The following is a 26,327-nucleotide window of genomic DNA, read 5'->3' as shown; positions in this document are numbered from 1 at the left end:
GAAACGACAATCTGTGCCTCCTCAGAAGATTTGACTTGATTTTTAATAGATAAAAACGATGATCAATTTTGAATCGATGAAATATTATCTATAAAAAGAGAAAGACGATGAAAGCCACTCTGCAATCCACCCTTCCGGCCGCCGGAGCAATAACTCCTGCGGGTCAGATCCTTCGTGTCGCGTTGGGTATTCTTCTTTTGACCGCCAGTGCAAAAGTCCAGGTGCCATTTTGGCCTGTGCCCATGACTCTTCAAGTCGCCGCTGTCATGGCTATCGCCGCGGCATTTGGGCTGCGTCTCGGTTCTGCAACCGTGATCGGTTACATGGTTGCCGGGGCAGTGGGTTTGCCGGTGTTTGCCGGAACGCCCGAAAAAGGCATCGGGCTGGCCTATATGATGGGCGGAACCGGAGGTTATTTGCTGGGTTTCGTGGTCGCCTCGGTCATGGTTGGATGGGCCGCGGACAATCTGCGCAAACTGTTTCTGGTTCCGGCGATGCTGGCTGGACTTGCGGTGATCTATGCGCTGGGTCTGCGTTGGTTGGCTCAGTTCGTGCCTGCAGACAAGGTTCTGGTTTACGGTTTCAGCCCTTTCATCCTGGGTGATCTCGTGAAGATTGCATTGGCAGCCGTTCTAGTGATTGGCCTGCCAACGGGTCTGATGCAGAAAATCCGTGGGCCGCAGCCAGATGCTTGATACCGGGCAAGATATCCGCAGCGATTGGACCGTGGATGAAGTGGAGGCGCTGATGCGCCTCCCACTGTTGGATCTGGTAGGTCGCGCAAATGTAATTCACCGGACATATCACGATCCAAACGACATCCAAAAAGCCAGCCTGCTGTCGATAAAAACCGGAAGCTGTCCCGAGGATTGCGCCTATTGCCCGCAATCCGCTCATCATCGCGAGGTCGAGCTGACCAAGGAAAAGCTCATGAACCCTGCGAATGTCATCTCGCTTGCCAAACGGGCGCGCGATGCGGGGGCTGAACGGTTTTGCATGGGTGCTGCATGGCGTCAGGTGCGCGACGGCGAAGAATTCGACAATGTGCTGGACATGGTGCGGGGCGTGCGTGATCTGGGCATGGAGGCTTGCGTCACCCTGGGCATGCTCAAGCCACATCAGGCCAAACGATTGGCCGAGGCGGGACTTACGGCGTACAATCATAACCTGGATACTTCGCCGGAATTCTATGGCGAGATTATTGGAACTCGTACCTATCAGGATCGTCTTGAGACCCTCAGCTATTGCCGGGACGAAGGTATTGATCTGTGCTGCGGCGGCATTATCGGTATGGGTGAAAGCCTGCGGGATCGTGCCTCGCTGTTGCAGGTCCTTGCGAATTTTGATCCGCATCCCGAAAGTGTACCGATAAACGCGCTGATCCCGATCAAAGGCACGCCGCTGGCGCATCTAGAAAAGGTGGGCATTTTTGATCTGGTGCGCATGGTTGCGACCGCGCGGATCACCATGCCGCAAACACGGGTGCGCCTGTCGGCAGGACGGTCGGACTTTTCAACTGCCGAGCAGGCTTTGTGCTTTCTGGCTGGCGCAAATTCGGTTTTCTACGGCGATGTGTTGCTGACCGCACCCAATGCCGGAACCCAAAATGACCGGGATATGTTTGCCGCACTCAGCGCACTTACCGATGATTGACGCAAACCGAGGTATCCGCGTCGCATTGCGCCATGGGTCTCGCTTGCGTATAGGCCACATCAACGTGAACAGATTCTCTAGGGAGACGCCCCATGTCCAATGCGCAACTGGAAGCCGCCATCGAAGCCGCCTGGGAAGTACGTGACACAATCACCCCTGCGACCACCGGCGAGCAACGAGAAGCAATCGAAGACACGCTGAGCGCGCTGGACAGCGGTTCGCTGCGGGTGGCTGAAAAGCTCGACAGTGGTGATTGGCACGTGAACCAGTGGGCGAAAAAAGCAGTTCTGCTGGGGTTCCGCATCAAGGACATGGAAATCCAGACCGGAGGCCCGCAAAACGGCGGCTGGTGGGATAAGGTAGACAGCAAGTTCGCCGGTTGGGGTGAGAACCAGTGGCGCGCGGCAGGGTTCCGCGCCGTGCCAAACTGTGTGGTCCGCAAGTCGGCCTATGTCGCACCGGGTGTGGTGCTGATGCCTTCGTTCGTCAACCTTGGTGCTTATGTAGATGAAGGCACGATGGTTGATACCTGGGCCACCGTTGGTTCCTGCGCGCAGATCGGCAAGAACGTGCACTTGTCGGGCGGCGTCGGCATTGGCGGCGTGCTGGAGCCGATGCAGGCCGGTCCGACCATTATCGAGGACAACTGCTTTATCGGTGCGCGTTCGGAAGTGGTCGAAGGCTGCATCGTCCGCGAGGGTTCGGTTCTGGGCATGGGCGTATTCATCGGTAAATCCACCAAGATCGTGGACCGCGAAACCGGTGAAGTCATGTATGGCGAGGTTCCGCCCTATTCGGTGGTTGTTGCGGGTTCGATGCCGTCCAAGAACAATGTAAGCCTGTATTGCGCGGTCATCGTGAAGCGCGTCGATGAAAAGACCCGTTCGAAAACCGGGATCAATGAGCTACTGCGCGACTGATCCCGTCGTTTCAGTCTGAATAGGCCGCAGAGTGCATGCTCTGCGGCCTTTCTTATTTTGGCATGAACTCCAGCACTGTCTGCTGAAAGAAATCAATCGCCGCCTCACCTCCGGCCCCTTTTGCCAGAGGGCCGACTTGATATCGGGGCGATTGAAGGGCGCGCTGCATCTTTTCGCACACCCAGACATCCTCGGTCTGAAAATCCCCCGTCTCCAGTGGGTGCTGGGTCCAGTGAGAGGATTTGATCCGACCGGATTCCGGGTCGTATCCGGGTATGTCCGCCGCGCGATGCGTATAGGTGAACCAGCCTTTAGGCGACCAGTTTCTGACCCGCAGAAGTGTTGTGTTGGCATCCACTGGTTCCATGGTCGATATCGAAAACCCCCAGGGGTTTGGCGTCAGGATCGTGGTCGGAAACAGCATGTAGACCCCGCCATAGCCCGGCGTTTCGGCATTCCGTACCGTTTTCAGGCCGGACCCTTTGGCCGAGCTTTCAACAAACTGAGGGATACGATGTTTGACGCCTTCGCGCTCAGTCGACCACCAGACCATGTTTTGGCCAAAAACCTCCCAAAGATTCTTGTCATGGGTTGGCCCGCCCAACGTGTCTTTGTGCAGATAGGCCAGATGATAGCCGTCTATTGCATTTTCAAAGAAGACCTTCCAATTGCAGTTGATCTCATAGACCACGTCGTCGGGGTTCTCTTGTAGCTCGCTTGATGCCAGATCATGAGGCCAAGGTATTTGAGCCAGATCGCCAAGCCACGCGTCAAAGCTTTGATCCGGTTCTGGGTGAACAAAAACAAGGTTGCGGAAGACACCGACTGAGGCACCGAACAACGCGGTTGCCTTCTTGTCCAGATCCGGAAAGCACTCGCGCTGGGCCGGGACACCACGCAAAGCGCCATCCAGATTGTAGACCCAGTTGTGATAGGGGCAGACAATGGTTTTGCCTGCGTTGCCGCAACCTTCCAGCAACTCGGTGCCGCGATGACGGCATTGGTTGTGGAACGCGCGCAAGTCGCCATTTGCGTCCCGGATGACGATCAGAGCGTAGGCCCCGGTCTGAATCGTCCTGAAATCGCCGGGTTCGGTGAAATCCATGGTCACCCCGGCAAAACTCCAGCACTTGCTGAACAGGGTTTTCTGCTCGGCCTCAAACCAACTGTCCGAGACATAAGCCTCACGCGGCAGTTGTTGTTTGGGTTGGTCGGGAAGTGCGGCAGGCGGCATTGTCGAGTCCGTTTATTGTCAAAAATGATTATCATCAATATTGACAATAAACCCCCGAATGTCCAGATTTGACCTTAAGAATTTTCAGGACCCGCTTGGAGGCAGGATGACATTTGTTCAAACGCTGAGGCATCAAAAGTGGATGACGCTGCTGGTTCTGGCGGCGCTACTTATCTCGACCCTCGCCGGGTTCTACGGCCTTTGGGGTCTGTTGTTCATCTTTTGGGGGCTCTTGGCGGTGCGCTCGGGGCAGGCCTTCCTGATCGAGCCGATTGATCGCGCGACAGACCCCGCACTGTTCTGGTCGCTGACGGTTTTGTGGATTGGTCTGGGCGTTCTCTACATTCTGGCGGATGTTTTCCTGCCCGTTGCGAACGGTTTCTGATGCCTCGCCCCAGCCTGAAAGACGCAAGATCCGAACAGATCCTGAACGCATTTATGCGTTGTGTCGCGCGCTATGGGCTGGATGGCTCGACCCTGGCCCGCATATCCGAAGAGGCAGGCGTCGGGCGGCCATTGCTGCGCCACTATCTGGGCAATCGGGACGAGATGGTTCGCAAGCTGCTGGATCACGTTCTGCGGGTTTTTGCAGATCAGGCTGAGGCGCTCTTTGACACTCTGCCGCGCACCGACCGGGTCGCGGCGATGACGGAAGCTTTATTCGGACGCAGCGCCTATTCTTCGGAAAGTGCCGCGGTGTTTGCCGCGTTGGTCGCCGCCTCAGAAAGGCACGCGGATTTGCGAGAACCGTTGCTTGGGTTTGTTTATGATTTCGAGGCAAGGATCGCTGCTGAAATCATAAAGGAACTACCGGCTGCCAGCGCGCGGGATATCCAAGCCGTGGCAGCGGGAATGGCCGCAATTTATTTCAATACAGATGCGGTGATGCCATTGCGGCCCCGCGCGGAATGGCGCGACACACAGCGTATGGCGGCGCAGATGCTATTGGATCACCTGTACGCCATCACCCGCGACTGAGTTGACCGTGTCATTGGGCCAGCGTATTGCGGGCAGTATGGAAAAGCAGAAAAAACCTTCGCGCCAACAGGTCTATACGTTGTTGGTTCAGATCGGTCGAAAAGATGGTGACGGGCTGCCCGAAGGCGCGACCGGGGCGGCATTGATGTGTTTTGCCAGCGGCGTGGACGAGGCCGAGGCCGTGCGCGAGACGGTCGCGATCCTGAAACAGGCCGATACAGCACCACTGGATGTCACCGGCTATGGCACGCTGGCCGAGCGTGAAGCGCAAGGGCACGATATCGATCCGGATGAACGGGCATTGATGCAGCGGGCGCTGGATGAAAATGCGGTTATCGTGGCGCAGATGACGCCCTTTTTCGGTGACGAGGAAACCGCTTAGTTTCGCGCCCCGAACCACTTGCGGTAGATTTCGTCATAGGTGCCGTCTTCGCGCAGGGACAGCAGAGCCTGATTGACGTCTTCGACCAGAGGCGATCCGGTCGGAAATGCGATCCCATAGTTTTCGCGCAGGAAGATGCCTCCGGTCATTGCTGCCGTTCTGCGGCCTTCGTGGCTGGCGTAGTAGGACAGTATCGGAGCGTCGAATACCACCGCATCCAGATCCTTGTTGGTGAATGCGGTCAGCATGTCCTGCAGATCGCCATAACCGGTATAATCAATTTCGCGCCGGTTCAGGAAACTGGCGGCGGTCGAATCGGAAATCGTCCCCACGTGTTTGCCATAGAGGTCGTTGACCGAATTAACGCTGCCGGTGATTGCGTCCACCGTCATCACCGAGGTGATCCGGGCCGTGAAAACGGAGACGATGAATAGGGATGACACCACCAGTACTACACCCAACAGGCGGCCAAACGGGGTGCGCGGCATCCGCTCTTCAAAGCCACCGTTCACCACCAGGTTGAGGGCCCACCAGAACGAGGGGAACCACGCCTCGTTCAATTTGCGATCAAAGTAGGGCTGCGCGCGTTTCTCAAAACTCCACATCAGCATGCCGCCACCAAGCAGGATCGCAAAGGCCAGCCCGATGGCGATGAACAATTCCCGAGACAGCAAAGCGTGCAACAGCGATGGCTGGCGAGCGGCCTCTGACGGGACCATGATCTGTAATCCGGCCTCAAATATCGGTTGCGTGAAATCCATTCGGGTTTCGCGCAATGCGGTGATCGATATATTAGCGATCGCCAGATCGGCAGAACCATCCTGAACCGCGCCCAACATTTCTCCAAATGTCTCGACGCGGTTGACCGAGTATTCCCAGCCGAGTGATTCAGACAGTGCCGCCAGAAGATCCATCGAGAAACCGGTCTGGGCACCGTCCTCGACAAATGAGAACGGAGGACGGGTTACCGTTGTAACCGTAAGAGACTGGGCCTGGCTTTGCTGCGCAAGAGTCGCGAAAGTCAGGCAGATCAATGCGAAGAAGACACGCTTCATGTGGAATCACCTGTTTCGCGGCCCTCTAACGCACTTAAGGGCAGCGCGGCAAGGCAGCCGCTGGGTCAACGCTCATGTTTTGTTGGGGTGCAAAGTCAAGCCGCTTGGGCATTCGGTCTCGGAATTCGACTATTCGGGGTTGGCAATCCGGGCAATTCGTTGAATCTGTGCACGAACACAGGCACCCCTAAGGACAAGAGGCCCAATATGACCGATCCAGTTGAGCTGACAGCAAATCTGATCCGTTGCCCATCGGTCACACCCGATGAAGGCGGGGCTTTGGTCTTGTTGCAGCAAGTGCTGGAGGAGGCCGGATTTTATTGCACTCGCGTAGATCGTGGTGGAATCTGCAACCTCTTCGCCCGATGGGGGCAGAAGGGTCATGCATGCAGCTTTGGCTTTAACGGGCATACGGATGTAGTTCCGGTAGGGGATGAGGCGGCCTGGACCATGCCCCCGTTCGGCGCTGAGGTCCGGGACGGGGTGATGTACGGCAGGGGCGCGACGGATATGAAATCGGGCGTGGCAGCATTTGCGGCAGCGGCTATCGATTTTGTGCGTGACACGCCCCCGGATGGGGCGGTGATCCTGACGATCACAGGTGATGAAGAAGGCGACGCACTGGATGGCACTGTTGCTTTACTGGATCACATGGCCGCAACGGATGAGCGGATGTCGGTTTGTCTGGTGGGCGAACCCACCTGTCCGAACACGATGGGCGAAATGATGAAGATCGGTCGGCGCGGCTCGATGACCGCGTGGTTCACTGTGACCGGAGTGCAGGGGCATTCGGCCTATCCGCATCGGGCAAAGAACCCGGTGCCCGCGATGGCGCGGCTGATGGATCGGCTGGCCAGCCACGAACTGGATCAGGGGACCGACCACTTTGACGCCTCGACCTTGGCGGTTGTCACGATCGACACCGGTAATCCGGCGACAAATGTGATACCGGCGCAATGTTCTGGGACAGTGAACATCCGGTTCAATGACCTGCATTCCGGGGCCAGTTTGAGCGATTGGTTGCAATCCGAGGCAGACACCGTTGCCGAGGCGTTTGGCGTCGATGTCGAGACCCGGATCAAGATTTCGGGTGAAAGCTTTCTGACCCCTCCGGGGGCATTGTCTGATCTGGTAGCTTGCGCTGTCGAAGCAGAAACAAATATCCGCCCCGAGCTTTCGACCACCGGCGGGACCTCGGATGCCCGCTTCATCAAAGATCATTGCCCGGTGGTCGAGTTTGGTCTGGTCGGGCACACCATGCATCAGGTCGATGAATGTGTCGAAGTGGCGCAAATTCATCAACTCAAGGCGATCTACACCCGTATTCTGACGGATTACTTCGCCTGATCCATGCAGAAAACGCTGGTCATCATGGTGAAAGAGCCACGTCCAGGTCGGGTCAAGACCCGTTTGGGGCGCGATATCGGCATGGTCGGGGCTGCTTGGTGGTTTCGGCATCAAACGCGATCTCTGATCCGGCGTCTGCGTGATCCTCGCTGGCAGATTGTACTGGCGGTCTCTCCGGATAGGGAGGGAATGAACAGTCGGGTCTGGCCTGTAGATTTACCCCGGAAGCCTCAGGGGCGCGGAGATCTGGGCGACCGCATGGGGCGGATGTTGCGCGGTGCTCCCGATGGCCCGGTGTGCCTGATCGGTGCGGATATTCCGGGCATCACACGGGGTCACATTGCGCGGGCCTTTCGCGCGTTGGGCCGGGCTGAGATGGTGTTCGGGCCCGCCCCGGATGGCGGCTATTGGCTGGTCGGTGCGCAGCGCTATGGGGCGCTGCCCTCAGGGTTATTCCGCGATGTGCGCTGGTCAACGGAACACGCGTTGGAAGACACACTGAATTCGGTTCGCGGGTGCCGAGTAGCGTTGCTGGATAATCTGCGCGATGTGGATACCGTGGCCGATCTGCACGGCTGACATGAGGCACCGCTTTTTGACCATGACGCGGTCGCATGCCCGTGCTAGGCCAAACTCATGACACGCATTCCGACCAAGCAAGAGGTCCTCGACTGGATCTCGGCGAACCCTACCCTGACCTCGAAACGTGATATCGCCAAGGCTTTTGGCATCAAGGGCGCGGATCGGATCGATCTGAAGCGTATCCTGAAAGAACTTGAGGCCGACGGCCATCTGGAAAAACGCAACCGCAGCTATCGCGATCCGGATCGTCTGCCGCCGGTCAGCGTGTTGCAGGTGAAGGCCCCGAACGTAGATGGCGACCTGTTTGCGCGCCCGTTGGAATGGCACGGAGAGGGGGTCGAGCCCATCGTTCTGCTCGTAACGCGTGCCAGCGATCCGGCGCTGGGTGAGGGTGACCGCATTCTGGCCCGCCTGACCGTGGTGCATGAGGAAGATCACAATTACGAAGCCCGCTTGATCCGCCGCATCGGCACCAACCCGCGCAAGATCGTCGGCATTTTCCGCAAAGGGGCCGAAGGCGGGCGGATCGTGCCCATCGACAAGGCTGGTCAGACAGAATGGCTGGTCGCGGACGGGGCCGTTCTGGGGGCCAAGGATGGTGAGTTGGTTGAGGCCGAACAGGCCGGACCCAAGAACCGCATGGGTCTGCCGCGTGCGCGTATTGTTGAACGGCTCGGCGATCCGACCGCGCCCAAGGCTGTCTCGTTGATTGCCATTCACCAACACGGTATTCCCGACGATTTCCCGGACAAGGTAATCGAAGAAGCCGACAAGGCCAAACCCGTTGGACTGAAAGGGCGTGAAGACCTGCGGGATATGCCCTTGCTGACCATCGATCCTGCGGATGCACGGGACCACGACGACGCCTGCTATGCCCATGCCGATGACGATCCCAAGAACCCGGGTGGCCATGTGATCTGGGTCGCCATAGCTGACGTCGCCGCCTATGTGAAACCCGGTACGGCGCTGGATCGCGAGGCACGCAAGCGGGGCAACTCCAGTTACTTCCCGGACCGCGTAGTGCCGATGCTGCCGGATCGCCTGTCCGGCGATCTGTGTTCCCTGCACGAAGGCGTACCGCGCGCTTGTATTGCCGTGCGGATGCAGATTGATGCCGAAGGCAACAAGATCGGCCACCGGTTCGTGCGCGGCCTGATGCGCTCTGCCGCCTCGCTGAATTATAACGAGGTGCAGGAGGCGATCGACGGCAACCCGAACGACCGCGCCGGGCCGCTGTTGGATACGGTGCTGAATCCGCTTTATGCCGCGTATGCTGCGCTGAAAAAGGCACGTACCATGCGGCAGCCGTTGGAACTGGACCTGCCTGAGCGCAAAATCGTACTCAGCGATGCGGGTGAGGTGACCAGCGTCGCGTTCCGTGACCGGCTGGATGCGCATAAGCTGATCGAGGAATTCATGATCCTCGCCAATGTCGCCGCTGCCGAGACCCTGATCACCAAACGCCGCCCGCTGCTGTTCCGCGTCCACGAAGAGCCCGCGCCCGAAAAGCTGGAAAGCCTGAGAGAGACGGCGCAGGCGGCGGGATTAAACCTCGCCAAAGGGCAGGTATTGCAGACCCGACATCTGAACGCGCTGCTGAACGCCGCCGCTGGTACCGAGGATGCAGAGCTGATCAACCTGACGACCCTGCGGTCGATGGCGCAGGCCTATTACAACCCCGAAAATTTCGGCCATTTTGGGCTGGCTCTGCGGAACTATGCGCATTTCACTTCTCCCATCCGGCGCTATGCTGATCTGATCGTGCATCGCGCGCTGATCTCAGCCCATGGCTGGGGCAAGGACGGTTTGACCGAGGATGAGATTGCACGGTTGGAAGAAACGGCGACCCATATCTCGGATACCGAGCGCCGCTCGATGATGGCCGAGCGCGATACGACTGATCGCTATCTGGCGGCCTATCTCAGCGAGCGGGTCGGCAATGAGTTTTCTGGCCGGATCAGCGGTATTGCCCGGTTCGGTGCCTTCGTGAAGATGGACGAGACCGGAGCGGACGGTCTGGTTCCAGTGCGTTCGCTGGGGCGAGAGTTTTTCCATTTCGACCGAGAGGCCGGGACGCTGATGGGCTCGGACACCGGGCTGATCATCGCCATTGGCCAGCGTGTCACGGTGCGGTTGACCGAGGCGACGCCGGTGACGGGCGGATTGGAATTGGAGTTGTTGTCCATCGATGATCAGGCGCTGCCGCGCGGCCGTGGCCCCGCCAAGCGCGGAACGCGGCGCAAGGCCGCCAGCACCAAACGCAAGAAGGACAAGATCAAGCGCAAGGTCGAACGCAAACGCCGTCAGAGGTGATAAGTAAGCGCGCGCGCAATCAGCCAGCCATGGCGCGTAGGATCAATCTGATCGGGCCGGTCGAACAGAATCGCGCGATTGCCGTCGATCCGATCCTCACCAGGAAAGGCGGAAGTAAAATCCCCCATCAGTCGGCTTTGGCAGTGTACAAACAACGCAAAGCAGGCCGCCTTGTGTCCGCCCAAACGAATCGTCGAGCCTTTGGGCGCCAGATAGGCGGGCTGGCCCCACCGCAACGCTTCTTCCAGAGGCTGAGCGCGTGGCAGCGAGGCCGCAGTTTCGAAGATCAACTCGCGCAGCGCTAGTGCCCCATTGCGCGTCTCTTCTGGTAGCGCCTCATAGGCTGCAGCGACTTTTTTGTCCTCAAAGGCTGTCATGATAGCGGGATCGCCTGCTCCATTCGGTCGATATAGCTGTTGAGCAGCTTATCTTGTTTAATCCGACGGGTCAGGGGGGTGTCTGATGGTGTCGCGCGCATCGCCGCCAGCATTGGACCGACGCTCATGTCCGCCGAGGTAGGTTTCTCTCCCATCAGATAAGGCGATTGCCAAAGATAGGCCGAGATCGCCTCAAAGTCGCGCTCCAGCCGGTCTTGTCGTTCGACGGGCGAAAAGCGGGATACACCTTGAAACGCGAGCCCCTTGAGAACGGATTTCCGGATCGAATTCGAAACCGGCTTGCGGATCAGTGCGGGAATGACGGTAAAGAATGTATCGCGCAGGATTGGCCAAACCTCATCATTGGCCCAACGGTCCTGCACGACATGAAAGTAAAGGTGTTCCTCGGCCATGCGGACCAGTGCGCGGGACTGGGCTTTTTGCAGGTCGGTCAGGCCAGCATCGAAATCGGCCCCCTGAGCCTCAAGCCAGTCGCGGATCAGGTCGCTGTCCGGAATCAGACGTTCAGGCGTGCGAAGAACCGGCAGCTTCTGGTGTGGCATCTTGCGTGGGTCCAGCAGATCGGACCGTTGCCAGCGCAGGCCCGCGTTTTGAAGCATCAGGGCCGTTTTCACACAGAATGGGCTGGCGCTGAACAGGCCAAAGGCGGAGGGGAAGGTGAGAAGGGTCAGCATCATCAGCTCCATAGTTGGGACGCCTGATGGATACGTCGGACTGATGACAGATTCTGACATTAGACTTAGAGTAGAATATACTATGTCCCGCACCGCCCGTCTTTTTCAGTTGATGCAGGCCCTACGATCTGGCCCCTCGCCCAGGACGTCGGTTCAATTGGCGCAGGATTTAGGCGTTTCGCCGCGCACAGTGCACCGGGATATCGATGCATTGCGTGGCCTCGGGGCGATAATCGACGGAGAGGCCGGTTTCGGGTTCACCCTAATCGAGGATGCCACCCTACCGCCGTTGGGTTTCACCAATGATGAGCTCGAAGCGCTGGTGTTGGGCTTGCGCGAGGTGCAATTGATCGGAGACCCGGCGCTGTCGGATGCCGCAAGCGCGGCCCTACGCAAGCTGCAGGGCCGGTTGCCGCAGCGCCAGTCGCACCGATTGAGCCACGCCGTTTTGACCGCCACGCGATTTGACAGGCCGGCCGTGCCAACCATCGATGTCGCCGAACTGCGCCAAGCCGCGTGGGACGAACGCGTGATCGAGTTCGCCTATACCGATGCCAAAGGCGCAGACACCCGTCGTCGGGTCAATCCGCTGAGCATCGTCTATATGGATCGCGCCAGCGTACTGCTCAGCTGGTGTCACTTGCGCCAGGATTTCCGAGTGTTTAGGCTGGATCGTATGCAGGGCATGGATGTGACCGAGGATAGCTTTCGACCCAATCGCGTATCGCTTTTGCGTGATGCCATTGCCCGTATTCGCGCGGAACGTGAGGAACAGGATCACGAAACCTGACGTTCTGCGTTTTGAGAAATCCCGATTGTGCGCTATCATCGGCTCTGAGCAGTAATCAGGATAAAACGGAATGCGTAAGTGTGTAGGTGGCGTTATGACCGCCGCATTATGGGCATCCATCGTGCAGGCGGATACAACAGAAAATTCGATACAGCCTCTGGCCCGACCTATGGTCGACAATGTGCAACTGGCCTCGGCGGACGTGACGGTCTCGGTACGGCCCGTGCTGCGGCCTAAAGTCGAGGTGCAACGTGTATCGGCAGACGGGAATGCCCGATTTCAGGCTTGGCTGGGGGCATTTCGCAAGCGGGCGCAAGAGCAGGGCATCTCGGTCAATACGCTGGATCGGGCGTTGGCTGGGGTGACCTATGACAGTGACATCATCAAACGCGATCGCAATCAGGCGGAGTTTTCCAAACCGATTTGGGAATATCTGGACGGAGCGGTTTCAAAAACGCGGATATCCAACGGTCGCGCTGGGCTAGACAAGCACCGAGAGACTTTGACCCGGATCGAAGCCCAGTACGGCGTCGAAAAAGAGGTCGTGACCGCGATCTGGGGTCTTGAGACTTCGTTCGGCACCTACCGAGGAAGCAAGCAAACCATTCGGTCGCTGGCGACTTTGGCCTTTGATGCTCGACGAGCAAACTTTTTTGAGGGACAGCTGATCGCCGCGTTGCAGATACTGCAGGCAGGGGATGTCGACCCTGAGAATATGGTTGGCAGTTGGGCTGGGGCGATGGGGCATACACAGTTCATGCCGACCTCGTTTCTTGATTACGCGGTTGATTTCGATGGAGATGGGCGTCGCGAGATCTGGTCCGATAATCCAACTGATGCCTTAGCATCAGCCGCTTCTTATTTGGCAAAACATGGATGGACCAAAGGCCAACCTTGGGGGGTCGAAGTGCAACTACCATCCGACTTTGACTACGCCAACGCGCGGCGAGATTTCACTATGATGCCGTCGGAATGGGCGGCCCGTGGGGTTCTTGCTTACTCGGGCAAGGCCGTGCCCGATCACGGTCAAGCGGCAATTCTGTTACCGGCTGGTGGTCGAGGTGTCGCCCTGATGATCTTCAATAATTTCAAAGTGATCGAGGCCTACAACGGCGCCGATGCCTACGTGATCGGCATCGGGCATCTGTCCGACCGGCTTGCAGGAGGCTCTCCGTTTGAGGCCGATTGGCCGCGTGGCGATCGCGTATTGAGCTTTACTGAAAAGAAAGAACTACAGCGTCGGCTGACTCAGGCGGGCTTCGATACACAAGGGATCGATGGGCGCACCGGGCCAAATACGATTAACGCGGTGCGCGCGTTTCAGGTTGCTCAGGGGTTGATCCCGGATGGATACCCGTCGCTCGGCCTGCTGGAAAGGATGCGCTGATAATTAGGGCGGCCCACTTGGGTCGCCCATGATCTAATGATCAGGACGCAGGCTTCATCAGACCTTTTTCGTTGATTTCAACCAACGCATCATCCAACGATTTTTGAATGCGCACGAACATCTCGTCGATTTCGGCCGGGGTAATGACCAGCGGCGGAGAGATGACCAAGCGGTCATCCACATGACGCATGATCAGATTGTTTTTGAAGCAATGTTCGCGGCAGATATATCCGATCGTGCCGGGATCTGATGCGAACTTGGCTCGGCTTGCCTTTTCAGGCGTTAATGCGATGGACCCCATCAAGCCTGCGATCTTTGCCTCTCCGACTAGCGGATGCTCGACCAATGCGTCCCATTTCTTTTTCATATAGGGCGCGGCCACGTTGCGCACATGATCGACGACGTTTTCTTCTTCGAGGATGCGCAGATTTTCGAGCGCAACTGCTGCGGCAACCGGGTGGCCGGAATAGGTGTAGCCATGGTTGAACTCGGTGGCGCTGATGACACGGGCGACTTCGTCGCAGACGATCGATCCGCCAATAGGTGCATAGCCTGAGCTAAGGCCCTTGGCGATTGTCATGATATGCGGTTTGATCCCGACGGTTTGCGAGCCAAACCAGTTGCCGGTTCGGCCAAACCCGCAGATCACCTCATCCGCGATCAGCAGTATATCGTACTTGTCGCAGATGCGCTGAATTTCAGGCCAATATGTGTCGGGTGCGATGATCACGCCGCCTGCGCCCTGCACAGGTTCGGCGATAAAGGCAGCGACGCGATCTTCGCCCAGTTCCTGAATGGCCTCTTCCAGCTCGCGCGCGCGGGCAAGGCCGAATTCCTCGGGGCTCATATCGCCGCCTTCCGCCCACCAGTTCGGCTGGTTGATATGGTGGACATTCGGGATTGGAATGCCGCCCTGCGCATGCATTCCTGCCATGCCACCTAACGACGCCGATCCAACAGAAGAACCGTGATAGGCATTCTTGCGGCTGATGATGATGTTCTTGTCCGGCTGACCTTTTTCGGCCCAATAGGTGCGCACTAGACGGATGTTGGTGTCGTTGGCCTCGGACCCGCTTCCGGCAAAGAAGACATGGTTCAGATCACCTGGCGCAAGCTCAGCCAGCTTTGCAGCCAGCGCAATGGCGGGCGTATGGGTCGTCTTGAAGAAAGTATTATAATACGGCAGCTCGCGCATTTGACGTGCGGCTGCATCGGCCAGTTCATCGCGGCCATATCCGATATTCACGCACCACAATCCGGCCATACCATCCAGAATTTCATGACCTTCGCTATCGGTCAGATAGACGCCCTTGGCACGGGTGATGACCCTGACACCTTCGTCTGCCAGCGACTCATTGGTTGAAAAAGGATGCAGATGGTGTGCTGCGTCCAGCGCCTGCAATTCGGCAGTGGGCATGTGATTGGTGATGGTGGACATCTCGGATTCTCCAGCAAGCGTCGTTGCCAGATAGAATATGATCAAATTTTATGCTGTCAATCGAATCGCTGGTTTCTAGGTGCTTGGCAAAGCATCGCCCATCATTCCCATACCCTGCTCAATGTCCTGCGCTGTTGCTAACGCGGCCTTTTCTGCATCTCGCTCACGTAGCGCGGCAATAATGTCTTTGTGTCTGTCGGGCAGGCTTTGAGTGCCGAAGCGACCGCAAACGATGCGCAACGAAGGGCCGAATCGCAGCCATAGCCGTTCGGCTAGATCAACAAGTATCGGAGCGTCCGCATGGGAATACAAAGATTGGTGAAAGGCGTGGTTCAAACGCAGGTAACCCCCTACATCTCCATCCGCGATCATATTGTCCAATCGTTGATCCAGCTGCTCAAGATAGTCGATCTCGGTTATAGATATGTTCTTTGTGGATCGCCTGGAAAGCTCTGTTTCTATTGAAATTCTTGCAAAAATCATCTGCTCGATGTCGTTGGCTGAAAGCAGCGGGACGCTCACGCGACGATTGCCCTGAAAAATGAGCGCGCCGTCGGAAATCAGACGGCGTATTGCCTCGCGCACCGGAGTCATGCCGACACCAAGCGAATCAGTCAGGCCCTGGATCGTGACCGGCTGCCCGGGCACGAGATCGCCAAACAGAATCTGGGATTTCAGTGTCCGATAGACCTGTTCGTGCGCTGGGCGTTTTTCTTCATCTACCGGAGGTGTATCTGCTTTATTTTTGATCAAATCCAAAAGGTTTGCCCCAATCCAAGTGTTTCTGTCTTGCCAGAATCTTCACCTATTCCGACCATAGGTGAAACCGTCGTGAAACGCAAAACTTGATCAAATCCAAAAAAAGGTCAAAATGGCCGCACAGTTGCAGGGAGAAAAATATGAAACTGAAAACGCTGGGGATGACAGCGATCGTCGCATTGGGGACTTCGGCCGCGTTTGCTGAAGAAGTGCGCGTCTATAACTGGTCCGACTACATCGACGAAGATCTGCTGAGCAAATTCGAAGAAGAAACAGGGCTAACCCTGATCTACGATGTGTTCGACAGCAACGAGGTTCTGGAAACAAAAATGCTGGCCGGTGGGTCAGGCTATGATGTGGTTGTGCCTTCAGGCACGTTCCTACAACGCCAGATCCAGGCCGGCGCATTCCAGGAACTGGATGCCGCCAAGCTGTCGAATGCAGGCAACCTATGGGATGTGATCCAGGAACGAACCGCAGGGTATGACCCCAACAACGCCTACTCGATCAACTATATGTGGGGCACGACAGGTATCGGGTTGAATGTCGGCAAGGTCAAAGAAGTGCTGGGCGACGATGTTGCGCTTAACAGCATGGATCTGGTGCTCAAGCCCGAGAACATGGAAAAGCTGGCCTCGTGTGGGGTGCATTTCCTCGACGCACCGTCTGAGATCATTCCGATGGTGCTGCAGTATATCGGCGAAGACCCTGACAGCCACGACACGGATGTAATTGGGAAAACCGAAGAAATTCTGACCAGTGTGCGCCCGTATGTTCAGAAATTCCATAGTTCGGAATACATCAATGCGCTCGCCAATGGTGATATCTGCGTTGCTGTCGGCTGGTCGGGCGACATCTTGCAGGCACGCGACCGTGCGGCGGAAGCGGATAACGGCGTGGACATTGAATACCATCCCTTTGCGGAAGGCTCGCTGATGTGGTTTGACCAGATGGCTATTCCGGTCGACGCACCAAACCCCGAAGGCGCGCACCAGTTCCTGAACTTTATCCTGGATGCCAACAACATGGCTGCGGCGTCGAACTATGTGTACTACGCCAACGGCAACAAGGCCTCGCAGGAGTTTCTTGAAGAGGACGTGATCGGTGATCCGGCGATCTATCCGGATGATGCGACCATGCAGAACCTCTACATCACCACACCTTATCCGGCAAAGACCCAGCGGGTGGTGACACGTCTCTGGACCAAAGTGAAATCAGGCACCTGATCTGATCATAGCGCAAGGCGGGCCCACTGCCTTGCGCCATTTTTATCCTGACCGATAAACGGGGGCCGCCTTGAATTCTGAAGTCTTTGCGCCGTGGGATGACCCGCAGGCGAAACCCTTGATCCAGTTCCAGAACGTCACCAAGCGTTTTGGCGCATTCACCGCAATCGACAATCTTTCATTGGATATCTACGAGCGTGAGTTCTTTGCGCTGCTCGGCCCGTCGGGCTGCGGCAAGACCACGATGATGCGGATGCTGGCCGGATTCGAAACCCCTACCGATGGTCACATCCTTCTGGGTGGACAGGATATCGACCCGATCCCGCCCAACAAACGGGCGGTAAACATGATGTTTCAGTCGTATGCGCTGTTTCCTCATCTCAGCATCTGGGACAACATCGCCTTTGGCCTGCGCCGGGACAACATGCCCAAACGTGATCTGGAAGAGCGGGTCGATGAGATGCTGCGCCTAACCCGGCTGGAACAGTTCGCACGCCGCAAGCCGCACCAGATCTCGGGTGGTCAACGCCAACGCGTTGCGCTGGCCCGGTCATTGGCCAAAGCACCAAAACTGCTATTGCTCGACGAACCTTTGGGCGCTTTGGATAAGAAACTCCGTCAGGATACTCAGTTCGAGTTGATGGACATTCAGGAAAAAACCGGCACGACCTTTGTCATCGTGACGCACGATCAGGAAGAGGCGATGACCGTTGCCAGCCGAGTGGCCGTGATGGATCAGGGCAAACTGATGCAAGTGGCAACTCCAGATCGCATCTATGAGACGCCAAACTCGGTTTATGTTGCTGATTTCATTGGGGATGTGAATATCATTGAGGGACGCGCTACCGCAGCAGGCGACGAAAGCTATCAGATCGAGTGGGCAGAAGGGCAACCCCCGTTAGCGGCGTCTTCCGCGACCCAACTGTCCAATCGTCAGAGCTGTCATCTGGCGATCCGGCCTGAAAAGGTCGCGATATCTGCCGAGCGCCCGGTCGATGCGATCAACGCCATTCAAGGCAAGGTGCATGACATCGCCTATCTGGGCAACTTGTCGACCTATCATGTCGAACTGCCAAACGGCACGATTATCAAAGCGCAAACAGCGAATACCCGCCGCATCTCGCGCCGCTCGTTCACCTGGGAAGACCCGGTTTGGCTGTCCTGGACAGCGACTGCCGCAGTTCTGCTGGAAAACTGATGCGCCGCGCTGTTCTTATCGCTGTCCCGTATGTCTGGTTGCTGGCACTGTTCTTGGTGCCGTTCTTTATCGTCCTAAAGATATCGCTTTCAGACACCGCACTTGCCATTCCGCCCTACACTCCGACGCTGGACCTGTCCGCAGGTTGGGCGGGTATCAGGGTTTTCTTCAGTCAGCTTGATCTGGAAAACTTTGTCTGGCTGACTGAAGATGATCTTTATTGGAAGGCCTATCTGTCCAGCGTAAAGATCGCGCTGATCTCAACGGTGTTGACGCTGATTGTCGGGTATCCGATCGCATATGCGATGGCGCGCGCACCTGAAGAGTGGCGACCTACATTCATGATGCTGGTCATCCTGCCGTTCTGGACTTCGTTCCTGATCCGGGTTTACGCATGGATGGGTATCCTCAGCAACGAAGGCTATCTGAACCAGCTCTTGCTTTGGACAGGCATCATCTCAGCGCCGCTGACCATTCTGAACACGAATACCGCAGTTTATATCGGTATCGTTTATACCTACCTACCTTTTATGATCCTGCCGATTTATTCGTCGCTTGAACGGATGGACGGGTCGCTGATCGAAGCCGCTGAAGACCTTGGGTGTTCGCGTCTGCAGGCATTCTGGTTGATCACAATCCCCTTGTCGCGCCCCGGTATTATCGCGGGCTGCTTCCTCGTGATGATTCCGGTGATTGGGGAATTCGTAATCCCCTCGCTACTGGGCGGATCGGGGACCTTGATGATCGGTAAGGTGCTGTGGGAAGAGTTCTTCTCGAACCGCGATTGGCCCGTCGCCAGCGCGGTGGCCGTGGTTCTGTTGCTCATCCTCGTGATCCCGATTGTGCTGTTCCAGCGCAACCAGCAAAAGCAGACGGAGGCAGAACAATGAACAGGCTGAGCTGGTTCAATACTGTCTCACTGACGCTGGGATTTGCCTTTCTGTATATCCCGATGATCATCCTGATCATCTTCAGCTTCAACGAAAGCAAGCTTGTCACCGTTTGGGCCGGGTTCTCGACCAAATGGTACGGCGAGTTGATGCAGAACGAAGCCTTTCTTGATGCAGCCTGGGTCACGCTGCGCGTTGCCGTATTCTCATCAACGCTGGCCACGATTCTGGGCACCGCAGCGGCCTATGTTCTGGTACGCGGTGGGCGGTTCTTTGGGCGAACACTGTTTTCCGGGATGATCTATGCCCCGCTCGTGATGCCCGAAGTGATCACGGGTCTGTCGCTGCTGTTGTTGTTCATTGGCATCGGATTGGACCGGGGGATCTTGACCATCGTTCTGGCGCACACGACGTTTTCGATGTGTTTTGTCTCGGTCGTCGTATCCTCGCGTCTTGTGACCTTTGATCGGTCGTTGGAAGAGGCCGCACTGGACCTGGGCTGCTCTCCTGCGCAGGCGTTTCGCTTGGTCACCCTGCCGATCATCGCTCCGGCGGTGATTTCAGGATGGCTGCTGGCTTTCACCCTGTCGCTGGATGACCTAGTGATTGCTTCGTTTACATCCGGGCCTTCTGCCACCACCTTGCCGATCAAGATTTTCTCGGCTGTGCGTTTGGGCGTCAGTCCCGAGATCAATGCGCTGTCAACATTAATGATCGCGGTTGTCACGGTGGGCGTTATTACCGCGTCCCTGGTGACCAAGCGGGCGATGGTTAGGCAGAAACAGGATGAGTTGGCCGCGGCAAGCGCTGAATGAGGCGTATATTTCCTGATTATGCCTACGGCCCCGCGCCACGCGCGGGGTGTTGGTGGGATGAGACGATCGCGACCCCTGCTTGGCCAAAGCTCGAAGACGATATCAGCGTTGATGTCGCCGTCATCGGGGGCGGGTTTACCGGCTTGTCCGCCGCATTGCATCTGTCCGAGGCAGGGGTTTCGGTCGCTGTGTTCGAGGCGGAAACACCGGGCTGGGGGGCGTCCGGTCGAAACGGGGGCTTTTGTTGTCTGGGCGGGTCAAAGCTCAGCAAGGCTGGTCTGACCCGTCGCTATGGTCAGGTGGCAACGCAGGCCTATTACCAAGCGGAAGAAGACGCCGTTTTATTGGTTGCTGACCTTCTGCGTGATAACCAAATCGACGCCGAAACGCATTCCAAGGGTGAAACTCAACTGGCCCATTCACGGCGCGCGATGGAACGATTGCGCCGGTCGGCCGATCCGGTCGGAAAATTGCACGAAATCGGCGAACTGAGGAGCCTTGGGTTGGGCGGTGCGTTTTTCGGCGGCTATACAACTCCGATTGGTTTTGCCCTGAACCCCCGAAAGTATCTGTTCGGCTTGGCAGGCGCTGCCCAGGCAAAGGGCGCAACTCTGTTCCAGAACAGCCCGATCACGCAGATCAAACAGGCCACCTCGGGATTCGTGCTGACCTCGCCTGCGGGTCACGTTCGTGCTTCGAACGTTCTGGTGTGCACAAATGGCTACTCAAGCGAGGATTTGCCGCCCTGGTTGGCCGCGCGTTATATGCCTGCACAGTCAACGGTTCTTGTGACGCGGCCTCTGACTGATGTCGAGCTGCAGGCGCAAGGCTGGACGTCGGATCAGATGGCCTATGACACGCGTAATTTGCTGCACTATTTCCGATTGATGCCCAATCGACGATTTCTGTTTGGGACACGAGGGGGGCTGCTTTCATCCCCTGGGGCTGAGGCGCGCATTCGGCAAAAGGCCTTCGGGGATTTCAGGCGGATGTTCCCCGCCTGGGACACGGTCGATGTCACACATAAGTGGTCCGGCATGGTTTGCCTTGCCCGGAACCTTGTGCCCTTTGTGGGCCCGGTTCCTGAGCATCCGGGGATGTATGCAGGGTTTGCTTACCACGGCAATGGTGTGGCGATGGGAACCTATTGTGGACGTGCTTTGGCGCGACTGGTGCTGGGGCAATCCGCAGACATTCCGTCCCCTATTGCGGGTGCGCCGGGGCGGTTTCCCTTTGGCCGTTGGCGTCGCGCTGTCATGCCGCCAGCCTATGCGTATCTGGGTCTGGCGGACCTATAAGGCCTCAACTTCCAACTCATACCCAATGGCATAATCAGCCGCACCGTTTTCGGCCCGCCAAAGACAATAAGCGGCCATGCGCCAGGCAAACCAAGGCCTCAATGACAGATAGCGTTCGGTGATATCGGGTTGGTCGTAGGCCTTAAGAAACAGCGTCTCTTCGGCCTCGGACAAGGGCGCGCCACGATAGAGTTGCTGCATCGCAGGTGAAAGGAATATCGCCAAGTCTTCACATGGGTCACCGAAGGCCGGGCATTGCCAATCGATCAGCGTCAGCCCATTTTTCGATTGCAGGATGTTTCCCGCGACCGGATCGCCATGGATCAAGCACCGCGCGGATAATGGCGGTACTTGGGCCTGAGGTTTTTTTGCAAGCAACGATCGCCGCTCTTCCGCGTGGCAATCAGCCAGAATTTGACACGCGTGCTGTTCCAGATCTTCGCTGCCATTGCAGCCGTTAGGGAGGTCCAGATTGACCGGAATTTGGTGCAACCTTCCGAGCAGATGGGCCACGCCCGAAACATCGTCCTGCCAAGGGACGCCCGGTGCGTGGTCATAGTAGACCCAGCTATCGTCTCCAAAGGAACCCGTGGCACGTAAATTGGGCACGAAGCCAAAGCTGTTGAGCGTGCGCAGACATTCTGACTCAAGCCGGGCATCGTTGCGAAACAAGGGGTTCTGAAACCCGGTGCTGTATAACTTCAGAACGGCATCACTATTGCCGGACAAAACCTTCCAGACATGATTGGTCCGCCCACCGTACAACACCTCGAAGGTCACGTCGTGGCGGATCAAACCTTGGGTGCTGAGCTGGGCAACAAGACCCGGGGGAGGTTGGTGATGATCAGACAGGAGAGATACCGGTTTAGGGGGCGAGTCGCGATGCACCAAGCTTTGGCCCGCCTTGCCTTCTAGATCAAGCACCCGTGCGGATTTGCGTGACCATTTCGGCGGACACCTCTGCACCGCTCTCCAGTTTCAGGATGATGCCACCTTCACTGACCTGTGCCTCTACCACCCGACCGAAGGCAGATGCGGGCGTGCTGGTTAGTAACTCACCTCTTTTGAAGCTCTCCAATGTGGCTGAGTAACTGCCAGCGGGAAAGGGATCACCGGCACTGCTGACCCCGGCCCACTCGAATTCGGCCTTATCAGTAGGCACAGGGATGCGATCGACAATGGTGCCCTGGTCGTTGCGGATGACCAACTCGGCCCGGTCGGCAGTGGGTTCGGCCTGAGCAAAAATCGGAACAGGCTGATCTACAAAGCGAAACGGTGCATCGGTTTTGACATTCATCCCAACCCACCCGGTGAGCTGATTAAGATCGACTGCCCCCATTGTCATCGCGAGGCCAGACAGAAGCTCATTGGCTTTGACTTGTTGTTCGACCATCGAGAACTGCGCCAGCTGAGAGGCATATTCGGAGGAATCCAGAGGTTCAAGCGGATCCTGATTGCGCGCCTGCACGGTCAGCATGCGCAGAAAGGTCTCGAAATCTGACGTCAGTGCCGAGCGTTCCGAATTGTTGTTTGCGCCGGGATTTGCACCCGTTGCGGTCACTGAATTGGTCGCTGAAATCATCAATTAAAGCCTCATATCAAGGCCCCTTTCAGGGCCAGCCGAAAGTGTGGGTGCCTTATGGTCCGCGTCGCGAACCATTTCGACCGTTTCTGAGGAAGGGTCAGGCTCTGATGGGTCACCATGCCGGGACGAGTCCCCGGACATGCTAAGATCAAGCGACAGATCCCCATAACCCAGCTTTTCGAACTCAGCCGACAGGATCGCAATGTGTCGCCGCATCAGGTCCAGTGTTTCGGGCCGTTCGGCCGCGATCGATAGATGAAACCCGTCTTCTCGACCGTTGAGCGTGATTGATACGCGCCCAAGCTCTTCGGGGTTCAGGGCTATTTCAACGCCACCGGTATTTGGTCGGGTCGAAATCGAAGCGGCCAGTTGCCCCGCAATCGTGCGTGCCGTTTCCGCGCGGGCTGCGGCGACGGGCATCGCTTGCGTCGTGTCGCGTATCGTGTGGCCCACCGCAGTATCTTTGACGGCAAAAAGGTCATCAACTTCCGCGCTGATCGCCGTTTCAGCAATAGCATCGCCCGGAGCCCGGTCGAGATTCCAAGCTGTTGTCTGCGGTTTCAAGGCGGCAGAAATGACAGTTTGCTGGGTTATTCGAGCCTCTACAGGCTCAACTGCGCGTGCGACGAGTGGCACCTCTGTTTCAGGACTTGGCGGTTCCAGTTTCGAAAAAGTATCCCCAACAAAGCTAGCATTTAGCGCGTGTGAGGCCGGCATTTGGTGTAGATATCCATTTCCGCTAACATCATGGATCGGAACTTGGGTTGGCGCTCGAAGCACGTTTGCGTCAGGCCTTGGGACAGCCGCTTCGGGCGAGCCTGTATTTTGTCTTAGCGTTGAATTTTCAGGGGCCAACTGCGAAATTTGCTGTACCGGGCTGGGCGGAGCGGCAACATGGTTCGTCTCACCGACGGCAAAATCCGCTTGGTGTTTCGGCGCATTTGCGACCTCTTGCGCAGCCACCTGCAGTTGGGCGCGCTCTAGTTCGTCGGGTTTGATTGTCTCAGTTGAATCTGCCGTAGAAACAGATGGAATTTCTGATTGTTCGGGTGGCAGGTTTGAATCAGCCACAAACGGATCAACATCCTTCAATTCATTTTGTTCGACATCCTCATTAAGCACTTCCTCAAAGGCAAACCCACCTTTGGTATCACGCTCTTTACCCTGAGATGCCCCCGGTTTGTCACCCGTGGCAGATGCAGGCGGCATGATCGTCAGCGGGTTGGTCATTTTTCGCTCCGGGGTTTCTTTGATCTGGCCGGCACTGTGCCCACAGGAAGTTACGTTTATTTTAACCGCTTTCCCCTTTGATCGAGAAAGTTCATAGCAATTTTCGGAGAATCCGATGACGATTACATCTACCAGTGCGACCATGCACTCCGCCCAGATTCCACAGAAGCTGAAAGCCGCCTCTGTTGAGCTGGAGGCCGCTTTTCTGGCTGAAATGCTCAAGTCAGCAGGACTCGGCCAAGCACGAAGTTCCTTTGGCGGTGGTGCAGGCGAAGATCAGTTTGCTTCGTTTCTGGTGCAACAGCAGGCACAGCAAATGGCAAAGGCGGGTGGAATCGGCCTTTCGGAAACTTTGTTCAATGCAATGATGGAGAAGTCCGATGAATAAAGATCCGATTCATGCACTGGAAGACCTTTTGGATCTGGAGCGCACAGCGCTGGTCCAGGGGGATTTGACCGATCTGGATCGATTGGTGCCTGAAAAAGAGAACTTGATCGGTGCAATAAATGATCTGCAGGTGTTGGAAAGCGATGATCTGATCCGGATCCAGAAGAAGGTCGTGCGCAACCAAGCCCTTTTGAACAGTGCGGCCGAGGGTATTCGGGCTGTGGCGGACCGAATGGCGGAACTGAAACAGGTCCGGCAGGAGTTCAGCACTTATGACGCCTCGGGGCAGCGTAGTGGGTTTGCCTTGCGATCGCGGGCAAAGCTGGAAAAACGGGCATAGCATCAGGTTTGATTCAAATCCGAGATTTCGGATTTGCCCGTCTTAGCACTCCGTTAGGAGATCGGGGGCAAATGTGGCGATGCACCTGAAACAACGGGTGGCGCGAAGGCCACAAGGCACGACGCACAGGTCAGAACGACAGAATGCCTGCCGGTTTGGTGGGTCCAACATGGGCGTCAAACGCGCCCGAACGCTAAGAGGATGACAAATATGTCAAGCATTCTGACGAACAATGGCGCAATGGTTGCGCTGCAAACTCTCAAATCGGTCAACAAGAACCTCGCGCAGACGCAAAACGCGATCTCGACCGGCAAGGATGTGGCTACAGCCAAGGATAACTCGGCTGTCTGGGCCATCTCAAAGGTGATGGAATCAGACGTCAACGGCTTCAATGCGATCAAGGACAGCCTGGCCTTGGGTGAATCCACTGTCGCAGTTGCACGAAACGCCTCAGAAACTGTGACGGATCTGCTGAACCAGATGAAAGGCAAGATCGTTGCGGCACAAGAAGACAACGTTGATCGTGCTAAGATCAACACCGATGTGGCCGCGCTTAGGGATCAGATCGAATCGGTTGTCGGCGCTGCCCAGTTCAATGGCCTCAATCTGGTGAACGGTGGGGCTGGCGCAAGCATTCTGTCCTCTTTGGATCGAGACAATGCAGGCAACGTGACAGCGTCTTCCATTAGCGTATCGGCGCAAAACCTGTCGACAGGTGGTTACACTGCTGCCGACGTGTTCACTGGAACTGACGGGGTCACCGCGGATACGGCCGACGCATTCGGATTTTCGTTGGATGGAAACGGCGGAAGCGATGATGATGGAAGCATCGTGATCGCTGATCCGGGCACATTGTCCGCTGGCGATACTTTCACGGTCCGACTGGGCGACGATGTCGCGTCTTATACAGTCCGGGCTGAGGATATCGCCGCAGGCAACGCGCCCGAAGAGATCATCGCTGCGGGGCTAAAAGCTGCCATCGAAGCTTCGGATGCCAATGTTTCGGTCGTCTATGATCCGGGTACGAATGCTGCGCAACTCGATATCACCAACGAAGGGTCAGATTCGCTGCAGATCAGCGGTCAATATGCCAATGCGAACTCTGGCGGTCTAGGCGCTCTGGCCTCGATTGATGTGTCGACTTCTGCCGGCGCATCCGCAGCGCTTGGCGCGATCGAAGGCCTCATCGATACTGCGATTGATGCCTCGGCGGCTTTTGGTTCGGCGCAGGGTCGGATCGAGACCCAGAAAGAGTTCATCTCGAACCTGTCTGACTCGTTCAAATCCGGTATCGGCTCGTTGGTTGACGCTGACATGGAAGAAACCTCGGCGCGACTGCAAGCGTTGCAGGTCCAGCAACAGCTGGCAACCCAATCGCTATCGATCGCGAACCAGGCGCCACAGTCCATCCTGTCGCTGTTCCGCTAACTTTGGAACTGATCCGGGG

Annotated in this window: 28 protein-coding genes; 19 read left to right on the top strand and 9 right to left on the bottom strand. The window is 56.9% G+C overall.

Annotation, left to right across the window (positions count from 1 at the left end):
• Positions 1–107: 107 nt before the first annotated feature.
• From ACR0A1_RS16825 to dapD, 3 genes are all read left to right on the top strand, one after another.
• Positions 108–695, top strand: a complete 588-nt coding sequence (locus tag ACR0A1_RS16825) for a biotin transporter BioY (protein WP_480868456.1) — start codon at positions 108–110, stop codon at positions 693–695.
• Entirely contained in the window at positions 688–1,653 is a 966-nt protein-coding gene (gene bioB / locus ACR0A1_RS16820) for a biotin synthase BioB (protein WP_480868636.1), read from the top strand. The genes ACR0A1_RS16825 and bioB overlap by 8 nt, the downstream gene beginning before the upstream one ends.
• A gap of 92 nt (positions 1,654–1,745) precedes the next feature.
• The gene (gene dapD, locus ACR0A1_RS16815; protein WP_170508970.1) at positions 1,746–2,573 is read left to right on the top strand and encodes a 2,3,4,5-tetrahydropyridine-2,6-dicarboxylate N-succinyltransferase; all 828 of its coding nucleotides are present in this window, start codon (positions 1,746–1,748) and stop codon (positions 2,571–2,573) included.
• Between the two features lie 52 nt (positions 2,574–2,625).
• Here the strand turns inward: dapD and ACR0A1_RS16810 are convergent, their stop codons facing one another.
• The gene (locus ACR0A1_RS16810) at positions 2,626–3,807 is read right to left on the bottom strand and encodes an aromatic ring-hydroxylating oxygenase subunit alpha (protein ID WP_480868453.1); all 1,182 of its coding nucleotides are present in this window, start codon (positions 3,805–3,807) and stop codon (positions 2,626–2,628) included.
• Between the two features lie 106 nt (positions 3,808–3,913).
• Here ACR0A1_RS16810 and ACR0A1_RS16805 point away from each other — a divergent pair, with 106 nt between their 5' ends.
• Genes ACR0A1_RS16805 through ACR0A1_RS16795 form a run of 3 tightly spaced genes read left to right on the top strand, consistent with a single transcriptional unit; the run spans position 3,914 to position 5,167 of the window.
• Positions 3,914–4,192: a hypothetical protein gene (locus tag ACR0A1_RS16805; RefSeq protein ID WP_480868451.1), complete on the top strand. Its 279-nt coding sequence runs from the start codon at positions 3,914–3,916 to the stop codon at positions 4,190–4,192.
• Positions 4,192–4,785, top strand: coding sequence for a TetR/AcrR family transcriptional regulator (locus ACR0A1_RS16800; protein WP_480868449.1), 594 nt, complete (start codon positions 4,192–4,194; stop codon positions 4,783–4,785). The genes ACR0A1_RS16805 and ACR0A1_RS16800 overlap by 1 nt, the downstream gene beginning before the upstream one ends.
• Before the next feature lie 37 nt (positions 4,786–4,822).
• Complete coding sequence (locus ACR0A1_RS16795) at positions 4,823–5,167, top strand: hypothetical protein (protein ID WP_170399025.1); 345 nt, start codon at positions 4,823–4,825, stop codon at positions 5,165–5,167.
• On the opposite strand, the gene ACR0A1_RS16790 is transcribed toward ACR0A1_RS16795, so the two are convergent.
• Entirely contained in the window at positions 5,164–6,222 is a 1,059-nt protein-coding gene (locus ACR0A1_RS16790) for a transporter substrate-binding domain-containing protein (RefSeq protein ID WP_480868447.1), read from the bottom strand. The two genes, ACR0A1_RS16795 and ACR0A1_RS16790, sit on opposite strands and share 4 nt — an antisense overlap.
• Positions 6,223–6,429: 207 nt before the next feature.
• Between ACR0A1_RS16790 and dapE the strand changes: the two genes are divergently transcribed.
• The 3 genes from dapE to rnr are packed head-to-tail and all read left to right on the top strand — an operon-like array spanning position 6,430 to position 10,464.
• On the top strand, positions 6,430–7,569 hold the full coding sequence (gene dapE / locus ACR0A1_RS16785) for a succinyl-diaminopimelate desuccinylase (protein WP_480868445.1): 1,140 nt from the start codon (positions 6,430–6,432) through the stop codon (positions 7,567–7,569).
• Positions 7,570–7,572: 3 nt separating this feature from the next.
• On the top strand, positions 7,573–8,148 hold the full coding sequence (locus ACR0A1_RS16780) for a TIGR04282 family arsenosugar biosynthesis glycosyltransferase (RefSeq protein WP_170425918.1): 576 nt from the start codon (positions 7,573–7,575) through the stop codon (positions 8,146–8,148).
• 57 nt (positions 8,149–8,205) lie between these two features.
• Complete coding sequence (rnr, locus tag ACR0A1_RS16775; RefSeq protein ID WP_480868443.1) at positions 8,206–10,464, top strand: ribonuclease R; 2,259 nt, start codon at positions 8,206–8,208, stop codon at positions 10,462–10,464.
• On the opposite strand, the gene ACR0A1_RS16770 is transcribed toward rnr, so the two are convergent.
• Both ACR0A1_RS16770 and ACR0A1_RS16765 read right to left on the bottom strand, forming a co-directional pair.
• A complete protein-coding gene (locus tag ACR0A1_RS16770) occupies positions 10,455–10,841 on the bottom strand; it encodes a DUF1801 domain-containing protein (RefSeq protein WP_170406797.1) in 387 nt (128 codons plus the stop codon). The two genes, rnr and ACR0A1_RS16770, sit on opposite strands and share 10 nt — an antisense overlap.
• On the bottom strand, positions 10,838–11,536 hold the full coding sequence (locus ACR0A1_RS16765) for a glutathione S-transferase family protein (RefSeq protein WP_480562283.1): 699 nt from the start codon (positions 11,534–11,536) through the stop codon (positions 10,838–10,840). The genes ACR0A1_RS16770 and ACR0A1_RS16765 overlap by 4 nt, the downstream gene beginning before the upstream one ends.
• 82 nt (positions 11,537–11,618) lie before the next feature.
• On the opposite strand from ACR0A1_RS16765, the gene ACR0A1_RS16760 reads away from it, so the two are divergent.
• Positions 11,619–12,326, top strand: a complete 708-nt coding sequence (locus tag ACR0A1_RS16760; RefSeq protein ID WP_170625762.1) for a helix-turn-helix transcriptional regulator — start codon at positions 11,619–11,621, stop codon at positions 12,324–12,326.
• Between the two features lie 70 nt (positions 12,327–12,396).
• Positions 12,397–13,713: a lytic murein transglycosylase gene (locus ACR0A1_RS16755; protein WP_480562284.1), complete on the top strand. Its 1,317-nt coding sequence runs from the start codon at positions 12,397–12,399 to the stop codon at positions 13,711–13,713.
• A 40-nt stretch (positions 13,714–13,753) separates the two neighbouring features.
• Here the strand turns inward: ACR0A1_RS16755 and ACR0A1_RS16750 are convergent, their stop codons facing one another.
• Together ACR0A1_RS16750 and ACR0A1_RS16745 are read right to left on the bottom strand one after the other, a co-directional pair.
• Positions 13,754–15,151 (bottom strand): aspartate aminotransferase family protein, encoded by a 1,398-nt coding sequence (locus ACR0A1_RS16750; RefSeq protein WP_170611349.1) that lies wholly within the window; start codon positions 15,149–15,151, stop codon positions 13,754–13,756.
• A gap of 75 nt (positions 15,152–15,226) precedes the next feature.
• Positions 15,227–15,910 carry a GntR family transcriptional regulator gene (locus ACR0A1_RS16745; protein ID WP_170406782.1) on the bottom strand — a complete coding sequence of 228 codons (684 nt, stop codon included), beginning with the start codon at positions 15,908–15,910 and terminating at the stop codon, positions 15,227–15,229.
• Positions 15,911–16,050: 140 nt separating this feature from the next.
• Here ACR0A1_RS16745 and ACR0A1_RS16740 point away from each other — a divergent pair, with 140 nt between their 5' ends.
• From ACR0A1_RS16740 to ACR0A1_RS16720, 5 genes are all read left to right on the top strand, one after another.
• Complete coding sequence (locus tag ACR0A1_RS16740; protein WP_170508945.1) at positions 16,051–17,136, top strand: polyamine ABC transporter substrate-binding protein; 1,086 nt, start codon at positions 16,051–16,053, stop codon at positions 17,134–17,136.
• Between the two features lie 70 nt (positions 17,137–17,206).
• Positions 17,207–18,334 (top strand): ABC transporter ATP-binding protein, encoded by a 1,128-nt coding sequence (locus ACR0A1_RS16735; RefSeq protein WP_480868439.1) that lies wholly within the window; start codon positions 17,207–17,209, stop codon positions 18,332–18,334.
• Positions 18,334–19,224, top strand: a complete 891-nt coding sequence (locus ACR0A1_RS16730) for an ABC transporter permease subunit (RefSeq protein WP_480868438.1) — start codon at positions 18,334–18,336, stop codon at positions 19,222–19,224. Before ACR0A1_RS16735 ends, ACR0A1_RS16730 begins: the two co-directional genes overlap by 1 nt.
• On the top strand, positions 19,221–20,039 hold the full coding sequence (locus ACR0A1_RS16725) for an ABC transporter permease (protein WP_170398984.1): 819 nt from the start codon (positions 19,221–19,223) through the stop codon (positions 20,037–20,039). Before ACR0A1_RS16730 ends, ACR0A1_RS16725 begins: the two co-directional genes overlap by 4 nt.
• Positions 20,036–21,337 (top strand): NAD(P)/FAD-dependent oxidoreductase, encoded by a 1,302-nt coding sequence (locus tag ACR0A1_RS16720; protein ID WP_480868435.1) that lies wholly within the window; start codon positions 20,036–20,038, stop codon positions 21,335–21,337. Before ACR0A1_RS16725 ends, ACR0A1_RS16720 begins: the two co-directional genes overlap by 4 nt.
• Here the strand turns inward: ACR0A1_RS16720 and ACR0A1_RS16715 are convergent.
• The 3 genes from ACR0A1_RS16715 to ACR0A1_RS16705 form a co-directional block, all read right to left on the bottom strand.
• Entirely contained in the window at positions 21,332–22,132 is an 801-nt protein-coding gene (locus ACR0A1_RS16715) for a phosphotransferase family protein (protein WP_480751795.1), read from the bottom strand. The two genes, ACR0A1_RS16720 and ACR0A1_RS16715, sit on opposite strands and share 6 nt — an antisense overlap.
• A 121-nt stretch (positions 22,133–22,253) precedes the next feature.
• Positions 22,254–22,919: a flagellar hook capping FlgD N-terminal domain-containing protein gene (locus ACR0A1_RS16710; RefSeq protein ID WP_480868634.1), complete on the bottom strand. Its 666-nt coding sequence runs from the start codon at positions 22,917–22,919 to the stop codon at positions 22,254–22,256.
• 3 nt (positions 22,920–22,922) lie between these two features.
• Positions 22,923–24,152, bottom strand: a complete 1,230-nt coding sequence (locus tag ACR0A1_RS16705; protein ID WP_480868434.1) for a flagellar hook-length control protein FliK — start codon at positions 24,150–24,152, stop codon at positions 22,923–22,925.
• A gap of 115 nt (positions 24,153–24,267) precedes the next feature.
• Here ACR0A1_RS16705 and ACR0A1_RS16700 point away from each other — a divergent pair, with 115 nt between their 5' ends.
• The 3 genes from ACR0A1_RS16700 to ACR0A1_RS16690 all read left to right on the top strand — a co-directional run bounded on the left by ACR0A1_RS16700 (position 24,268) and on the right by ACR0A1_RS16690 (position 26,308).
• A complete protein-coding gene (locus ACR0A1_RS16700) occupies positions 24,268–24,540 on the top strand; it encodes a rod-binding protein (protein WP_480868432.1) in 273 nt (90 codons plus the stop codon).
• Positions 24,533–24,880, top strand: coding sequence for a flagellar biosynthesis protein FlgN (locus tag ACR0A1_RS16695; protein ID WP_170425894.1), 348 nt, complete (start codon positions 24,533–24,535; stop codon positions 24,878–24,880). Before ACR0A1_RS16700 ends, ACR0A1_RS16695 begins: the two co-directional genes overlap by 8 nt.
• 210 nt (positions 24,881–25,090) lie before the next feature.
• The gene (locus ACR0A1_RS16690) at positions 25,091–26,308 is read left to right on the top strand and encodes a flagellin N-terminal helical domain-containing protein (protein ID WP_170406757.1); all 1,218 of its coding nucleotides are present in this window, start codon (positions 25,091–25,093) and stop codon (positions 26,306–26,308) included.
• The last annotated feature ends 19 nt before the right edge of the window (positions 26,309–26,327 follow it).

It is taken from the genome of Ruegeria sp. D6, from assembly GCF_056534365.1.
The sequence above is the reverse complement of the archived record's forward strand: the minus strand, read 5'-3'. Positions and strand labels throughout refer to the sequence as shown.

Coding starts and splice junctions, on each gene's coding strand:
- rnr (WP_480868443.1), top strand. CDS start 8,206: ATGACACGCATTCCGACCAAGCAAGAGGTCCTCGACTGGATCTCGGCG.
- ACR0A1_RS16705 (WP_480868434.1), bottom strand. CDS start 24,152: ATGACCAACCCGCTGACGATCATGCCGCCTGCATCTGCCACGGGTGAC.
- ACR0A1_RS16700 (WP_480868432.1), top strand. CDS start 24,268: ATGACGATTACATCTACCAGTGCGACCATGCACTCCGCCCAGATTCCA.
- ACR0A1_RS16755 (WP_480562284.1), top strand. CDS start 12,397: ATGCGTAAGTGTGTAGGTGGCGTTATGACCGCCGCATTATGGGCATCC.
- ACR0A1_RS16730 (WP_480868438.1), top strand. CDS start 18,334: ATGCGCCGCGCTGTTCTTATCGCTGTCCCGTATGTCTGGTTGCTGGCA.
- ACR0A1_RS16720 (WP_480868435.1), top strand. CDS start 20,036: ATGAGGCGTATATTTCCTGATTATGCCTACGGCCCCGCGCCACGCGCG.
- dapE (WP_480868445.1), top strand. CDS start 6,430: ATGACCGATCCAGTTGAGCTGACAGCAAATCTGATCCGTTGCCCATCG.
- ACR0A1_RS16805 (WP_480868451.1), top strand. CDS start 3,914: ATGACATTTGTTCAAACGCTGAGGCATCAAAAGTGGATGACGCTGCTG.
- dapD (WP_170508970.1), top strand. CDS start 1,746: ATGTCCAATGCGCAACTGGAAGCCGCCATCGAAGCCGCCTGGGAAGTA.
- ACR0A1_RS16770 (WP_170406797.1), bottom strand. CDS start 10,841: ATGACAGCCTTTGAGGACAAAAAAGTCGCTGCAGCCTATGAGGCGCTA.
- ACR0A1_RS16800 (WP_480868449.1), top strand. CDS start 4,192: ATGCCTCGCCCCAGCCTGAAAGACGCAAGATCCGAACAGATCCTGAAC.
- ACR0A1_RS16740 (WP_170508945.1), top strand. CDS start 16,051: ATGAAACTGAAAACGCTGGGGATGACAGCGATCGTCGCATTGGGGACT.
- ACR0A1_RS16795 (WP_170399025.1), top strand. CDS start 4,823: ATGGAAAAGCAGAAAAAACCTTCGCGCCAACAGGTCTATACGTTGTTG.
- ACR0A1_RS16780 (WP_170425918.1), top strand. CDS start 7,573: ATGCAGAAAACGCTGGTCATCATGGTGAAAGAGCCACGTCCAGGTCGG.
- ACR0A1_RS16690 (WP_170406757.1), top strand. CDS start 25,091: ATGTCAAGCATTCTGACGAACAATGGCGCAATGGTTGCGCTGCAAACT.
- ACR0A1_RS16825 (WP_480868456.1), top strand. CDS start 108: ATGAAAGCCACTCTGCAATCCACCCTTCCGGCCGCCGGAGCAATAACT.
- ACR0A1_RS16810 (WP_480868453.1), bottom strand. CDS start 3,807: ATGCCGCCTGCCGCACTTCCCGACCAACCCAAACAACAACTGCCGCGT.
- ACR0A1_RS16765 (WP_480562283.1), bottom strand. CDS start 11,536: ATGCTGACCCTTCTCACCTTCCCCTCCGCCTTTGGCCTGTTCAGCGCC.
- ACR0A1_RS16790 (WP_480868447.1), bottom strand. CDS start 6,222: ATGAAGCGTGTCTTCTTCGCATTGATCTGCCTGACTTTCGCGACTCTT.
- ACR0A1_RS16750 (WP_170611349.1), bottom strand. CDS start 15,151: ATGTCCACCATCACCAATCACATGCCCACTGCCGAATTGCAGGCGCTG.
- ACR0A1_RS16710 (WP_480868634.1), bottom strand. CDS start 22,919: ATGATTTCAGCGACCAATTCAGTGACCGCAACGGGTGCAAATCCCGGC.
- ACR0A1_RS16725 (WP_170398984.1), top strand. CDS start 19,221: ATGAACAGGCTGAGCTGGTTCAATACTGTCTCACTGACGCTGGGATTT.
- bioB (WP_480868636.1), top strand. CDS start 688: ATGCTTGATACCGGGCAAGATATCCGCAGCGATTGGACCGTGGATGAA.
- ACR0A1_RS16695 (WP_170425894.1), top strand. CDS start 24,533: ATGAATAAAGATCCGATTCATGCACTGGAAGACCTTTTGGATCTGGAG.
- ACR0A1_RS16760 (WP_170625762.1), top strand. CDS start 11,619: ATGTCCCGCACCGCCCGTCTTTTTCAGTTGATGCAGGCCCTACGATCT.